Origin of the sequence: Streptomyces gossypii, from assembly GCF_025165795.1 — a bacterium.
GTDB classification, from domain to species: Bacteria; Actinomycetota; Actinomycetes; order Streptomycetales; family Streptomycetaceae; genus Streptomyces; species Streptomyces gossypii.
Window position 1 is genome coordinate 125,183 of sequence record NZ_JAJAGO010000017.1, and the last position, 13,485, is coordinate 138,667.

A 13,485-nucleotide genomic window follows, 5' to 3' on the forward strand; every position below is an offset into this window, starting at 1 on the left:
CACAGGAGTGATCATCATGACCGGTACCGCCACCCGAGGGATCAAGACGGTGCTGCATCCCGTTTCCGACCTGGCGCAGGCCAAGGCCGTGTACGCCGCCCTGCTCGGCGTCCCGCCGCAGGTCGACGAGTCCTACTACGTCGCCTTCGAAGCCGAGGGCCAGCACATCGGGCTGCTGCCGGGCGGCGGCCCGCAGGGGCTGACCTCCTCACTGGCCTACTGGCATGTGCCGGACATCGAGGCGAAGCTGGCCGAGGTGACCGCCGCGGGGGCCACCGTGACGGAAGCCGCGCACGACGTGGGCGGCGGCCGTCTGATCGCCACCGTCACCGACCCCGACGGCAACGCCCTGGGCCTGCTGCAGGACCGATGAGCGGCGTCCCACGCTCCCGCGCTCAGCGCCGTCGGGACACCGAGCACCGGCTCACCCGGGACATCGACGCCTGGGTGGCCAGTGCCTCGTCGGACGGCGCGCCGTACCTGGTGCCGCTCTCCTTCGACTGGGACGGCGAGGCACTGCTGGTGGCCACCCCGGCGGACAGTCCGACCGGCAGGAACCTGGCCGCCACCCGGACCACTCGGCTGGGGCTCGGCCACACCCGCGACGTATGCATGATCGACGGCGAAGTCGAGGTCCTCGGGAAGGATGCGCTGCGAGGGCAGCAGGGTGACCGGTTCGCCGCACGCACCGGCTTCGACCCGCGTGGCCTGACCACGCCCTACCGCTGGTTCCGTATCACCCCGCGCCGTGTCCAGGCCTGGCGCGAGGAGGACGAACTGCCCGGCCGCGAGTTGATGCGCGACGGCCGCTGGCTGGTCTGACGCTCCGGCCGGGCAAGTCAGCGGCGCCCCATCCGGATGACTTGCGGCGCGAACACCCCGTTGGTCGTGCGTAACGATCGGGCCCGAACGGCCGCCGGTTCGCCTCGCGGAGGCGAACCGGCGGCGGTCTGTCCGCGACCATTTCGGGGCCACCGGGGTGGCGTGCGAGAGTCCCCGCATGGATATCGCAGCCGATCACCCAGACTTCCCCCGCCAGTTCGCCCGCACGCGGCGCTTCTCGCTCGGTGCGGTGCGGAACCTCACCGTTTCTCCGGACGGCGAGCGGGTGCTGTTCATCAGGAGCGGCGGCGGCAGCGACCCGGTCGGGCGGCTGTGGGTGTGGGAGGCCGGCGGGGAACGGCTGCTCGCGGATCCGTACGCGCTGGGGGCGGGCACCGGCGGCGCCGTCACGGCGCAGGAGCGTGCCCGCCGGGAGCGGGCCCGGGACTTGTCCGAGGGCGTGTCGACGTACGCGACGGACGCGGCGGGCGATCTGGTGGCCTTCGCCCTCGGCGGGCTGCTGTGGACGGTCCGCAGCGGTGGCGGGCATCCGGTGACGGTGGCCGCCGAGGGCCCGGTGGCCGATCCGCGTCCGTCGCCGGACGGGCGGCTGATCGCCTATGTCACCGGCGGCGCCCTGCGGGTCGTCGCACCGGACGGGAGCGGTGAACGCCTGCTGGCCGCCCCGGAGAACACGGAGGTGACCTATGGGCTCACCGACTACGTCTCGGCCGAGGAGATGGGGCGGGTGCGCGGTTTCTGGTGGGCGCCGGACTCGAAGGCACTGCTGGTCGCGCGCGTCGACACGACCCGGGTGCGGCGGCGTTACCTCAGCGACCCGGCGCAGCCGCAGCTGCCGCCGCGGGTGCTGCGCTACCCGGCGGCGGGGACGGCGAACGCGGAGGTCTCGCTCCACCTGCTGACCCTCGGTACGGGCAGCGGTGGCGCGGCGCGGCGCGCGGTGGACTGGGACGGGGGCGCCTTCGAGTACCTCCCCGCTGCCGGATGGGACGCGCACGGACCGCTGGCCGCCGTGCAGAGCCGGGACCAGCGCACGCTGCGCGTGCTGGCCGTGGACACCGCCGACGGCTCGACCCGGATACTCCACGAGCAGCGGGACCGCGACTGGGTGGAGCTGCTGCCGGGCACTCCCTGCCGTACTGCCTCCGGTGCGCTCGTCCACCCCGTCGAGAGCGAGGACACCCGCCGGCTGCGCGTCGGCGACGAGACGGTCACCCCTGCGGGCCTCCAGGTGACCGGGGTTCTCGGCACGGCAGGCGAGGACGTGCTGTTCACCGGCGTCGACGACCCGGTCGAGGAGCATGTCTGGCGCTACTCCCCCGCCTCGGGGTGTGTCCGGCTGAGCGGGCGGCCGGGCAAGCACGAGGCCGCGTCCGGCGGCCCCACCACCGTGCTGGACGGTCTGACCGAGGACGGCCAGGAGGTGACGGTGGTGCGCGGCGGTGCCCGGGTGGGGAGCATCGGCTCGCTGACGGAGGCTCCGGTGCTGCCGCCGCGTCCGGAGTTTCTGACGCTGGGTGAGCGGCGGCTGCGCAGTGCGCTGTTCCTGCCCTCTGGTCACCCGGCGGGCGGGCAGGGCGCTGCGGGCGGTGCCCCGCTGCCGGTACTCGTCAACCCGTACGGCGGACCGGGGATGCGGCTGGTGCTCCGGGCCCGGCACTGGCACGCGTGCGTGTCCCAGTGGTTCGCGGACCAGGGGTTCGCGGTGCTGGTCACGGACGGACGCGGCACCCCGGGGCGCGGTCCGGAGTGGGAGAAGGCGGTACGGGGCGACCAGCTGACCCCGGTGATGGAGGACCAGATCGACGCGCTGCGCGCGGCCGCCGCCACGCGCCCCTGCCTGGACACGGAGCGGGTGGCGATACGCGGCTGGTCGTTCGGCGGGACGCTGGCCGCCGCCGCGGTGCTGCGGCATCCGGACGTCTTCCACGCCGCCGTCTCCGGCGCGGGGCCGACCGACCAGCGTCTGTACGACACGCACTGGAAGGAGCGCTTCCTCGGGCACCCGGACGAGGAGCCGGAGAACTACGACCGCTGCTCGCTGCTGGCCGAGGCCGCGTCGCTGACCCGGCCGCTGCTGCTGGTGCACGGGATGGCGGACGACAACGTGACCATCGCGCACACCCTGCGGTTCTCCGCCGCGCTGCTGGCCGCGGGGCGCGAGCACTCGGTGCTGCCGCTGTCCGGGGCGTCGCATCTGGTGAAGGACGAGACGACGGGTGCGCGGCTGCTGGAGGCCGAGCTGGGATTCCTGCGAAAGGCGCTGTGTCGCTGAGCGCTTCGGCGGCCGGTTCCGTAAGAAGCTGAGAACCGGCCGTCACCAGCCAGGAGCCGGCACCGGACAGGAAGTGCCTCATGACTGAACAGATCACCTCCCGGCGCAGTGTGCTCGCCGCCGCCGGCGCCGCCGGGCTCGCCGGGCCCCTGACCGCGTGCGGGAACGGAGACGAGGATTCCGAAGGCGGCGACGGCTACCGTGCCGAGACCTCGCCGGATGACACCCGGACGCCGAAGGAGACGGAGACGGCGGGCAGCCCGTCGCCCGAGGAGAGCAAGGGCGCGGAGCTGGGCCGTACGTCGGAGGTCCCACAAGGCGGGGGAAGGATCTTCAAATCCGAGAAGGTGGTCGTCACGCAGCCGGAGGCGGGCGAGTTCAAGGCGTATTCGGCGGTGTGCCAGCACGAGGGCTGCCTGGTGGCCTCGGTGTCGGACGGGACGATCAACTGCGCGTGCCACGGCAGCAAGTACGACATCTCCGACGGCGGTGTGGCCCATGGTCCCACCACCAAGGGTCTGCCCGAGGTGAACGTTTCGGTCGAGGGCGGCCGGATCCGGCTGACGTGAGGGGCCGGACTGCCGGGCCGGGCACTCAGCCCGCCTCGACCTCCCGCGCCGCCTGCCGGAGCGCGTCGACCGCGGCGCGGATGGAGGGGCGGCGGTCGGCGTCCTCCCGCCAGATCGCATAGACGTGCCGTTGCATCGTGTGCTGGACGGGTACCACCGCGACGCCGTCGGGCACCGTGCCACGGCCGAGCCGGGGCGCGACCGCGACGCCCAGGCCCCTGGCCACGAGCGCGAGCTGGGTGTGGTGCTCCTCCGCCTGGTGGGCGATGCGCGGTTCGATTCCGGCGCTGCGCAGGGTGAACATCAGCCAGTCGTGGCAGAACTCGCCCTCGGGCCAGGAGACCCACTCGTCCTCCGCGAAGTCGACCAGGGTGACGTGGGGCCGGCCCGCGAGCGGATGCCCGGCGGGCATCGCGACATCGGCGATGTCGTCGTGCAGCGGGGCTTTGGCGAGACCGCTGGGAAGCGAGAGCGGCCGGTTGTGCCAGTCGAGTACGACGGCCAGGTCGATGTCTCCGCGCACGAGGAGCGGCACCGACTCGGCGTGCTCCCGCTCGGTGAGCCGGGCGCGTAGCTGCGGATGGGCTTGGCGCAGTTGCGCCAGGGCGGCCGGGAAGAGGCCGCGGGCCGCCGTGGGGAAGGCTGCGAGCAGCAGTTCGCCGACGACCTGCCCGCGTTGTGCCTCCAGTTCGGTGTGTGCCAGTTCGAGCTGCGAGAGGATGCGCCCGGCGTGGCCGGCCAGCAGCCGGCCCGCGTCGGTGAGCCGGATCCCGCGGCCGTTGCGGGCCAGCAGCGGCTGGCCCGTCTCCCGCTCCAGCTTGGCCATCTGCTGGGAGACGGCGGAGGTGGTCACGTGCAGTGCGTCGGCTGCGCCGCCGACCGAGCCGTGGGTGGCGACCGCGTGCAGGGTGCGTAGCCGATCGAGGTTCAACATGTAAGCGATGCTACGTGATTGATTCAATCAACTCTCACTTGTGCTAAACCTTTCGACCAGGAACCGTAGGCGCCATGGACACCGCCACGCACCCGCGTTCCCGCCGTACGGAATTCACCGGCACCACGGGCGCGGAGGGCCGCCGCGGGCTGGACTGGCGGATCCGCTTCGGGGTGCTGTCGCTGGTGTGGGGCTTCAGCTTCCTGCTGATCAAGGTCGGTACGCAGGGGTACGCCCCGCTCCAGGTGTCCTTCGGGCGGCTGCTGTTCGGCGCGCTCGTACTGCTGTCGGTGCTCGCGCTGAAGCGGCAGCGGTTGCCGCGCACTCCGAGGCTGTGGGCACATCTGGCGGTGTCGGCGTTCTTCCTCAACGCCCTGCCGTACTCCCTCTTCGCCTACGCCGAGCTGTCCATCCCCTCCACCCTCGCGGGCATCATCAACGCCACGACACCGCTGTTCTCCATGCTGCTCTCGCTGCTCGCCCTCTCCGACGACCGGCCCGGCAAGCGCCGCGTCGCGGGCATGGTGGTCGGCTTCGCGGGTGTGCTGACCGTCCTCGGGGCCTGGCGCGGCTTCTCCGGACAGGACCCGGCGGGCACCGCGATGGCGCTGGGCGCGGCCGCGAGCTACTCGGTCGGCTGGCTGTACGTACGGAAGAACCTGGCGGGCAGCCCGCACTCCCATCTGTCCATGAGCGTCGGCCAGCTGCTGGTCGGCACAGCGCAACTGGCCGTGGTCATCCCCCTGTTCACTTCGGTACCCGATGCGGTTGCCGCCGGTCCGCTGCTCGCCATAGCGGCGCTGGGAGCCCTGGGGACGGGCCTCGCCTTCCTGATCCAGTACGGGCTCGTGGCCGAAGTCGGCCCGACCACCGGGCAGATGGTCACCTACTTCATCCCCGTGGTCGCGACCGTCGCCGGAGTCGCGCTGCTGGGCGAACAGCTCACCTGGAACGCTCCGGTCGGTGCCGTCGTCGTCCTGCTGGGAGCCGCCCTCACACAGACCGGAGCGGGCGCAGCACGCCGTCGGCCGCAGCGCCGTCAGTCGTAGCGCCGTCAGTCGTAGCGCCGTTCGGGCCCCGGCCGCAGCGCCGCGGCGACCGCCTCCGCCAGCGGCCCGGCCTCGGCCGGGGTCAGCCGCGAGACCGTCAGCCGCACCCCGGGCGGTGACCCCGTGCGGAAGCGTGCTCCGGGCGCCACCGCCCATCCCGACTGGAGCAGCCGGGTCACGGCGCCGGTCTCATCACCCACCGGCACCCAGACGTTCATCCCGCTGCGGCCGTGCGCTTGGACCCCACGCGCCGACAGCTCGCGCACGAGCGCCTCGCGCCGCTCCCCGTACGCGCGGGGCACCTCCGCACCCACCGCACCCGAGGCCCACAGGTGCGCCACGACATCCTGGAGCAGATGGCTCACCCAGCCCGGCCCCAGCAACTGTCTCCCGCCCACGCGGTCGAGGGTGACCGGGTCGCCGGTGAGCACGGCAAGGCGCAGATCGGGGCCGTACGCCTTGGCGGTCGAGCGGACCAGCGCCCAGTGGTCCGTGACGCCCGCGAGCGGGTGCATCGGAAGATCGACGATGCCGTGGCCGTGGTCGTCCTCGATCAGCACGGTGCCGCGGCACGCGGCGAGCACCGCGCGCAACTCCTCGGCGCGGGCCGCCGAGACGGCCGCACCCGTGGGGTTCTGGGCGCGATGGGTGACCACGAGCGCCCGCGCACCCTCCCGCAACGCCCGCTCCACTGAGCCCGGACACGGTCCGTCGTCGTCCAGGGTGACCGGCACCGTCCGCAGCCCCAGCGCGGGGACGAGGTCGAGCAGGCTGCCCCAGCCCGGGTCTTCGACGGCCACCGTGTCCCCGGGGCGCAGATGCGCGGCGAGCACCCGCTCGATGGCGTCCAGCGAGCCGGAGGTGACGGCCAACGGCCCCTCCGGCACACCGTCCTCCTCCATCGCCCGGCGGCCTGCGCGGGCCAGCGCGGGCGTGACGGCGGGGGCTCCGTAGAGCGTCGGACTGCGGTCCGCGCGGGCGGCGGCCGCTGCCAGCGCGTCACCCAGCCGGGGCAGCAGCGCGGGGTCGGGGTTGCCGTGCGAGATGTCCCGTGCACCCTCGGGGACCTCGATGCGGATGCCCTCGCGGGGTGTGCTGGCGGGCCGGGACCGCACGCGGCTGCCGCGCCGCCCGCCCGTCTCGATCACCCCTCGCTCTCGCAGCGAGCGGTACGCGGCGGCCACGGTGTTCGCGTTCACGCCGAGGCGGGCGGCCAGTTCGCGGACGGGGGGCAGCGTCTGACCGGGCGCGAGCCCGCCCGAGCCGACGCCGCGCTCGACGCTGGCCGCGATCTCGGCGGCGCGGCGCCCGGTGATTGTGTATTCTCCTAGCACAAAGACTATTTTGCACTAGTACAATCAATTCCGCAAGGAGACCGCATGTCCACCGGCCCCGGCCCCGCCCCCTCTCCCGGCTCGTACGCGGTGACCGGGCGCACCCTCCCCACCCGCAACCAGGAGCGCGCGTCCTACGACCGGGCGCTCGTGCACGCGATACTGGACGCCGGATACGTCTGCCATCTCGGCTTCCTCCGTGACGGCGCCCCGGTGGTGCTGCCCACGCTCTACGCACGGATCGGAGAGCGCCTCTACCTGCACGGCTCGACGGGCTCCCGGCCGCTGCGCGAGGCGGGCCGTCCGGAGCCGAGCCGTTCGGAGCCCGGGATGCCGGTCTGCGTGACCGTCACCCATGTCGACGGGCTGGTGCTGGCCCGCTCGGCGTTCCACCACTCCCTGAACTACCGCTCGGTGGTGGCGCACGGCACCGCACGTCAGGTCACCGACCCGCAGGAGCGCGAGGCGGCGCTCGACGCGCTGGTCGACGGCGTGCTGCCCGGCCGCGCCGCTGACTGCCGCCCGGCGAACACGAAGGAACTGGCCGCCACCGCCGTGATCGCGCTCGATCTCGACGAGGTGTCCGCCAAGGTCCGCACCGGCGGCCCCGACGACGAGCCCGAGGACACCTCGCTCCCCTACTGGACGGGCGTCCTGCCGGTGTCCACCGCGTACGGCACGCCGGTACCGGCCGACGACCTCGCTCCCGGCACAGCGGTCCCGGGCTACCTCGAACCCGCTCCGTGACGGCGAGAACGCCTCACTGACCGGCACGACGCCGACCGCGGCACGCGGCCCTTGACCGGCCCCGCCGAGGCCGCCCGCCCGGAAACGGGGCGGGCGGCCTCCCATGCCGTTCTCCGTCAACGCCGGGCGGAGCCCGGCAGCGGGCGCCGTACGGACCTGAGGCGCATCTCGGACAGCGCCAGGCCCGCCACCGCGGACAGCAGAAGCAGTGTGCCGACGGCAGTGGCCGCGGTCAGCCGCTCGCCCAGCAGCAGGACCGCTATCACCGCGGCGCTGACCGGCTCGATGAGCATCACGACGGAGACGGTGGCGGCCCGTACGACCGCCGCTCCGGCGAAGTAGAGCGCGTAGGCGAGCGCGGTCGGCACCGCGGCCACATAGGCGAGCAGCAGCAGGATCCGGACGGGGTCGGCGGTGTGCGGCAGCAGACCCTCTGCCGCACCGAGCGGCAGCAGGCACACCGCGCCGATCACGAACGCCCAGAGAGTGGTGGTGAAGGCGTCACCGCCCGCGCCGTCCCGCCCGGCCCACCGGGTGAGCAGGGTGACGGCCGCATAGCCCGCCGCCGACAGCAGCGCCAGGGCGACACCCAGCGGCCGTACCGAGCCGTCACCGCCCAGGTCTCCGAGGCAGAGCACCAGCAGGCCCGCGAGGGCGCCGCCCACGGCGGCGGTTCCGGCCCGGCCGAGCCGTTCGTCCATCGTCAGCCGGGCGCCGACCGTGATGAGGACCGGTCCTGCACCGAGGGTGATGACGGTGGCCACGGCCAGCCCGGTGTGCTGCACGGCGGCGAAGTAGGCGGTCTGGAAGAGGCTCAGGCCCAGTCCGGTGGCGAGCGTGCGGGCGATGCGCCGCCGCCGCGGTTCGGGCCCGGCAGCGTCCCTCGGTGCGGTGCCCGTGGCCGCCGCACCTGTGGCCGCGCCGCGCGTCGGCACGGTACGGGTCCGTACGGTACGGGTCCGCGCGCTGCGCAGGGCCGCCACGCCCAGCAGCAGGACGAGCCCGCCCGCGTAACGCCAGAAGGAGAGGGCGAGCGGCCCGAGGTCGCTGGAACGGTAGAGGAGGGCGGCCGCCGCTCCGGCGGTACCCCAGGCGGCTCCCGCCACGGCGAGATAGAAGAGGCCCCGCTGGACGGGCAGCCCGCCGGCAGCGGCGATTGCAGAATTCGACACGTGTGTACTCCGCGCAGTTCAGGAAGTGGTCGCGTGAACCGTCTGCGGACAGCGACAAACTGCGCGGCGGCGGATCCCCGATCCGCGGCGCGGTTTCCGTCAGCCGACCGCTTTACGCGACCGGCGGAGAAATCACACTGATGTACACGAGCGACACCCTATGGGGAGCCGATCTCGGCCGACAACCCGGTCCCTGCCTGCGTCTTCGCCGTCGCCGCTCTCGCTCCGCCACCCTCACCCGCCGCGACGGGATCCGCCGGGGGCGGCTTCGGCGCCGAACTCTGGGCGATGAAGGCGCCCGCCAGCACGAGCGCGCCTCCGATGATCTGCGGCGCCGAGAGATGCTCGCCGAGCAGCACCCAGGCCAGCCCGGTCGCGACGACCGCCTCCAGACAGGCGACCACGCCCGCGACCTGCGGCGAGAGCCGCCGTACGGACACCACTCCGGTGAGGTACGCCGCGACGGTAGCCACCAGGACGATCCAGGCAAGCAGTGCGGCGGCCGGTACGGAAGAGCCGTCCATCTCGGCTCCCCCGCCGAGCACCGCCCAGTCCATCGTCCAGGGCCGCGCCACGACGGTGAGCACGACGGCGCCGATCAGCAGCCCGTAGGCGATCACGCCCAGCGGGTCCGGGACTTCCTTGCCGCCCGCGCCGTCGCTGCCGTGGTCGGACAGCACGAAATAGCCGACTTGGCAGCAGGCCGCCCCGAGCGCGAGCAGCAGCCCGATGGCATCGAAGCTCAGCCCGGCCCACACCTCCACCACGCAGGCCAGCCCTCCGACGGCGAGCACCACCCCGACGGCCGCCGACCTGGTCACCGGCCGGCGCTGGACGAAGCGGACCCAGCCCAGCACCAGGGCGGGGGCCAGATACTCGATGAGCAGAGCGACTCCGACGGGGATGCGGGATATCGCCGCGAAGTAGCACGCCTGCACGCCCGCGACGGCCAGCAGGCCGAACCCGGCGAGCAGCCCCGGCCGTTGGCGCAGCAGCGCGCGGTGGCGCCACACCAGCGGCAGGGTGACCAGCGCGGCGCCCGTGACCCGTAGCCAGGTCACGTGCAGGGGCTCGAGTCCGGCCTCGATCAGCGGCTTGGCGGCAGGCCCGGAGCCGCCGAAGGCGAAGGCCGAGAGGAGGGCGAGGGTGAGCCCCGCGTTCCGGCGCCGGGCAGCGTCGGGCGAGGGTGAGGTGGCGTGCATCCGCACATCATGTCAAGCGCCGACAGGAGTGTCATCCTTTTCACACCTGTCCTCCAGTCGGTGTGCCAGACGCTCCACGTCGACGCCCACCCTCCGCAGCACCTCGACGGCCCGGCACTCGCCGTCCCGCACAAGCCCCGCGAACAGATCGATGCCCTCCGCTCGCGCGGCCCGGCGTCCGCGCGAGCGGACCAGCGCGTACTCCATCGCGGTGACGGCCGCCGGGGACCAGCCCGGCACACCGTCCTCCTCCACCGCCGGCAGGGCGCCCGAGTCCTCGACCGTGCCCTGCCAGCGGAGTCCGTAGCCGATGCTGCGCTGCACCAGGTAGCCGAGGAGCCTGCCCGTCTGCGGGCTGCCGCCGTCGAGCAGTCGGCAGACCTCGGAATCGCACTCCAGCAGGCTGTGCAGGAGGTGGGCGGTGTCGATCTGCTTGTCGGTGTCACGCGCCGCGCGACGGCGCGCCGTCGCTATCACCGCCACCAGTCCCCCACTGAACTGGTGCTCGGCATCCTGGTCTGCTGGCCCGTTGGACGGCGTACGGCTGTGCACCACCCCACCTGACCACAAGGGGCGTTCCCGGACATCCTCGCCCGGAGGCATATGCCAGTACCACTCAGGGGTGGGACGGGAGACCCCCTTCTCCTCCCTGAGAAGGAGAAGCACACCGGCAGCAGTGCGGGATCAGTCGTCCTCGGCCAGGATCCGGTACAGCTGCTTGCGGGAGTCGTTGACCACGGCGAGCGCCTTCTCGCGCTGTTCCGGCGTACCCGTGGCCCACACCTGCTTGAACGCTTCGATCAGGCCGCCGCCCGCCTTGCGGATCTCGTTCATCGCGTCCCAGTCGATGCCGCGCCCGGCCTCCTCCCAGGGAGCGTCGGGGGCCGTCTCGGCCTCGGTCCGCCCGGCCTCGGTGAGCGAGAACAGCTTCTTGCCGCCTTCGCTCTCACTGGTGATCAGCCCCTCGTCCTCCAGCAGTTGGAGTGTGGGGTAGACCGAGCCCGGACTGGGCTTCCAGGCACCGCCGCTGCGCTCGGCGATCTCCTGGATCATCTCGTACCCGTGCATCGAGCGGTCGCCCAGCAGCTTCAGGATCGACGCGCGTACGTCCCCGCGCCGCGCCCGCCCGCGCGGACCGCCACGGCCTCGTCCACCGAAAGGCGGACCGTCACCGAAGGGAGGGCCGAAGGGACCGAAGGCCGCGCGCCGCCACTCGAAATCCCGGGGGCCGCAACGCCCCCGCTCCGGCCCGTGGCCATGACCGTGGCCGTGCGGGTGCCCTTGTGCACTCATCTGTCGTACCTGCCTTCTCTGATCGTACTTTGATCTTTCGTTGAACTGTTGCGATGCCTCAACGATATATCGCTACTGTTCGTTCGACAAGGCTCGCCCGGCATCTCCCCTCTCTGGCCCGGCACCCAGCTGATCCAGCCGAACGCCAGGGCCGCGAGGACCTGCAGGCCGGCCGCGATCAGCAGCGTGCCGGGCAGCGACCAGGCGGTGACCGACCCGGCGACACCCGCTCCGCAGGCGAATCCGGTGATCTTCAGGCTGGCCCCGGTGGTGAAGATCTGACCGCGCAGACGGGCGGGTACCTCGCGGTACCGCACCGCGAAAAGGGCGGCGAGCAGCAGCCCTTCGCCGATTCCGGCGAGCACCACCGCGCACGCCAGCGGAACGGGCCGTACGGTCGCCGCGAGCATCAGTGCCGCGGCGAGGACCAGCACGGAACACCAGACGAGGGTGTCCGGGCGCAACAGCCCCGGGTGCCGCGCGAGCAGGGCGTTGGCCGCGAGCGCCGCGCCGGCGACACCCGCGAGCAGGGCCGTACCGTGCCCGGCCGCGCCGAGGACCCGCTCACCGAGCAGCGGTGCGCACACGGCCAGCATGCCCCCGGCGGCGCAGGAGATCACCGAGGTCACGGTCGCGCGGGCCAGCGGCACCGAACGGCGCAGTACGCGGAATCCGGCGGCCAGATCGGCCGCGGCGGAGGTCGCACGAGGGGCGCGCCGCACCCGCGGGCCCCCGTCGGCCGGGGTCCGGGCAGCAGGCAGCACCCATGCCGCCGGGAGAGCGAGGCAGATGAGGGCACTCGCGACGGCGAGCCCGGCCGACGCCCCCGCACACGCCGCGACGGCACCGGCCAGGGCCGGGCCCGCGAGACCGGCGAGATGGAAGGTCATCGCGTCGATCGCGTTCGCACGCGGCAGCCCCGGGGTGCGGTGACCGGAGAGGTCCACCTCATCAGGCGTCACGACACGGGGCAGCTGCGAGGTCCAGCCGCCGGACAGCGCCGGGCCGAGCAGCCCGGCGGACACCGCCAGCAGAGCCGTCACCCCGAGGGGGAGGCGGCCGAGGCCGACCAGGATGACGGCGAGTGCCGCCGCGTAGAGCCCGAGTGCTCCGGCCAGCAGCCTTCCCGGAGCGGCGGACCTGTCCAGCAGCACCCCGAAGACCGGGCCGCCGACAGCCGCCGCGGCCGTCAGACCCGCCAGCAGGGTCGACGCGGAGGCGGCCGAACCCGTGGCCGCGAGGCCCGCGAGCAGCAGGGCGGGCCCGGACATCTCATCCCCGGTGCGGGCGACGGCCGCTCCGGCGGCGTAGGACCAGAAGGCGTAACGCTTTTTCATCCACATCACGTTACGCGGGTAACTCAAAGATTGGCGAGATGCGTTACATTGGTCGTGTGCTCCCCACTCCTGACGACTGGTCCACCCGCCACTCCGTGCAGGCCACCGTCCAGCGGACGGGCGCTCTCATCAACGTGCTGACCGGCGACGCGCCGGACGGCACCGCCCCGGCGCCGGCGGCGGTCGCGGAGGTGCTGCGCGCACACGGCGAGACCGGGCCCCCCGCGCTCTCCACCGAAGACGTGAGCGAGATGCGTAACGCCGCCCTGCTGCTGCGCGAGGTGTTCGCCGCCGCCCACGTCGACGACGCCGCCGCCGCGCTGAACCGCCTCCTGCTGGAGCACGCCGGCCCGGTACGTCTCACCTCGCACGGGGGAAGCACCCCATGGCACCCGCATCTGGACCGTGCCGACGACGGACCATGGGGCGAGTGGTTCCTCACCTCCTCCTGCCTGGCCCTGACCGTCCTGGTCTGGGACCGCCAGCGCCGGCCCGGCGGATTGTGCGCGTCGCCCAGCTGCCGCAACGTCTTCCTGGCTCAGGGCAGCGGCCCCGAACGCCGCTACTGCTCGCGGCGCTGCGCCACGAGGGAACGCGTGGCCGCCCACCGCCGGTACCACCGCTGACCGTCATCCCCTCTGGACGCGGCCGATCCCTGGGACGAAATTGGATGCTGCTGTTCGATCACGGCACCGACTCCGGGGGTGACGCCGCAGCCCTTACGACCTGA

General features: G+C 73.1%; 14 protein-coding genes. 7 read left to right on the forward strand and 7 right to left on the reverse strand.

The features are described from left to right. The first annotated feature begins 16 nt into the window (after positions 1 to 16). The 4 genes from LHJ74_RS29695 to LHJ74_RS29710 all read left to right on the forward strand — a co-directional run bounded on the left by LHJ74_RS29695 (position 17) and on the right by LHJ74_RS29710 (position 3,687). Positions 17 to 373: a VOC family protein gene (locus tag LHJ74_RS29695; protein ID WP_260221322.1), complete on the forward strand. Its 357-nt coding sequence runs from the start codon at positions 17 to 19 to the stop codon at positions 371 to 373. Further along, positions 370 to 822, forward strand: coding sequence for a pyridoxamine 5'-phosphate oxidase family protein (locus LHJ74_RS29700; RefSeq protein WP_260221323.1), 453 nt, complete (start codon positions 370 to 372; stop codon positions 820 to 822). Before LHJ74_RS29695 ends, LHJ74_RS29700 begins: the two co-directional genes overlap by 4 nt. Before the next feature lie 178 nt (positions 823 to 1,000). Continuing rightward, positions 1,001 to 3,118, forward strand: a complete 2,118-nt coding sequence (locus tag LHJ74_RS29705; protein ID WP_260221324.1) for a S9 family peptidase — start codon at positions 1,001 to 1,003, stop codon at positions 3,116 to 3,118. Between the two features lie 80 nt (positions 3,119 to 3,198). Next, the gene (locus LHJ74_RS29710) at positions 3,199 to 3,687 is read left to right on the forward strand and encodes a Rieske (2Fe-2S) protein (protein WP_260221325.1); all 489 of its coding nucleotides are present in this window, start codon (positions 3,199 to 3,201) and stop codon (positions 3,685 to 3,687) included. 25 nt (positions 3,688 to 3,712) lie between these two features. Here LHJ74_RS29710 and LHJ74_RS29715 read toward each other — a convergent pair whose 3' ends face one another. Continuing rightward, positions 3,713 to 4,621, reverse strand: coding sequence for a LysR family transcriptional regulator (locus LHJ74_RS29715; RefSeq protein ID WP_260221326.1), 909 nt, complete (start codon positions 4,619 to 4,621; stop codon positions 3,713 to 3,715). A 74-nt stretch (positions 4,622 to 4,695) separates the two neighbouring features. Here LHJ74_RS29715 and LHJ74_RS29720 point away from each other — a divergent pair, with 74 nt between their 5' ends. Next, positions 4,696 to 5,670, forward strand: a complete 975-nt coding sequence (locus LHJ74_RS29720) for a DMT family transporter (protein WP_260221327.1) — start codon at positions 4,696 to 4,698, stop codon at positions 5,668 to 5,670. A gap of 5 nt (positions 5,671 to 5,675) precedes the next feature. Here the strand turns inward: LHJ74_RS29720 and LHJ74_RS29725 are convergent, their stop codons facing one another. After that, on the reverse strand, positions 5,676 to 7,004 hold the full coding sequence (locus LHJ74_RS29725) for an aminotransferase class I/II-fold pyridoxal phosphate-dependent enzyme (protein ID WP_260221328.1): 1,329 nt from the start codon (positions 7,002 to 7,004) through the stop codon (positions 5,676 to 5,678). Between the two features lie 45 nt (positions 7,005 to 7,049). On the opposite strand from LHJ74_RS29725, the gene LHJ74_RS29730 reads away from it, so the two are divergent. After that, positions 7,050 to 7,751, forward strand: a complete 702-nt coding sequence (locus tag LHJ74_RS29730) for a pyridoxamine 5'-phosphate oxidase family protein (RefSeq protein ID WP_260221329.1) — start codon at positions 7,050 to 7,052, stop codon at positions 7,749 to 7,751. Positions 7,752 to 7,867: 116 nt separating this feature from the next. On the opposite strand, the gene LHJ74_RS29735 is transcribed toward LHJ74_RS29730, so the two are convergent. From LHJ74_RS29735 to LHJ74_RS29755, 5 genes are all read right to left on the reverse strand, one after another. Beyond that, positions 7,868 to 8,923 (reverse strand): DMT family transporter, encoded by a 1,056-nt coding sequence (locus tag LHJ74_RS29735; protein WP_260221330.1) that lies wholly within the window; start codon positions 8,921 to 8,923, stop codon positions 7,868 to 7,870. A 158-nt stretch (positions 8,924 to 9,081) separates the two neighbouring features. Next, positions 9,082 to 10,125, reverse strand: a complete 1,044-nt coding sequence (locus LHJ74_RS29740; RefSeq protein WP_260221331.1) for an EamA family transporter — start codon at positions 10,123 to 10,125, stop codon at positions 9,082 to 9,084. Between the two features lie 12 nt (positions 10,126 to 10,137). Then, entirely contained in the window at positions 10,138 to 10,677 is a 540-nt protein-coding gene (locus LHJ74_RS29745) for a Clp protease N-terminal domain-containing protein (RefSeq protein ID WP_375546863.1), read from the reverse strand. A 132-nt stretch (positions 10,678 to 10,809) separates the two neighbouring features. Next, on the reverse strand, positions 10,810 to 11,418 hold the full coding sequence (locus tag LHJ74_RS29750; RefSeq protein ID WP_260221332.1) for a PadR family transcriptional regulator: 609 nt from the start codon (positions 11,416 to 11,418) through the stop codon (positions 10,810 to 10,812). Further along, on the reverse strand, positions 11,415 to 12,755 hold the full coding sequence (locus LHJ74_RS29755; RefSeq protein ID WP_260221333.1) for an MFS transporter: 1,341 nt from the start codon (positions 12,753 to 12,755) through the stop codon (positions 11,415 to 11,417). Before LHJ74_RS29755 ends, LHJ74_RS29750 begins: the two co-directional genes overlap by 4 nt. A gap of 38 nt (positions 12,756 to 12,793) precedes the next feature. Here LHJ74_RS29755 and LHJ74_RS29760 point away from each other — a divergent pair, with 38 nt between their 5' ends. Then, positions 12,794 to 13,381: a CGNR zinc finger domain-containing protein gene (locus tag LHJ74_RS29760; RefSeq protein WP_260221334.1), complete on the forward strand. Its 588-nt coding sequence runs from the start codon at positions 12,794 to 12,796 to the stop codon at positions 13,379 to 13,381. The last annotated feature ends 104 nt before the right edge of the window (positions 13,382 to 13,485 follow it).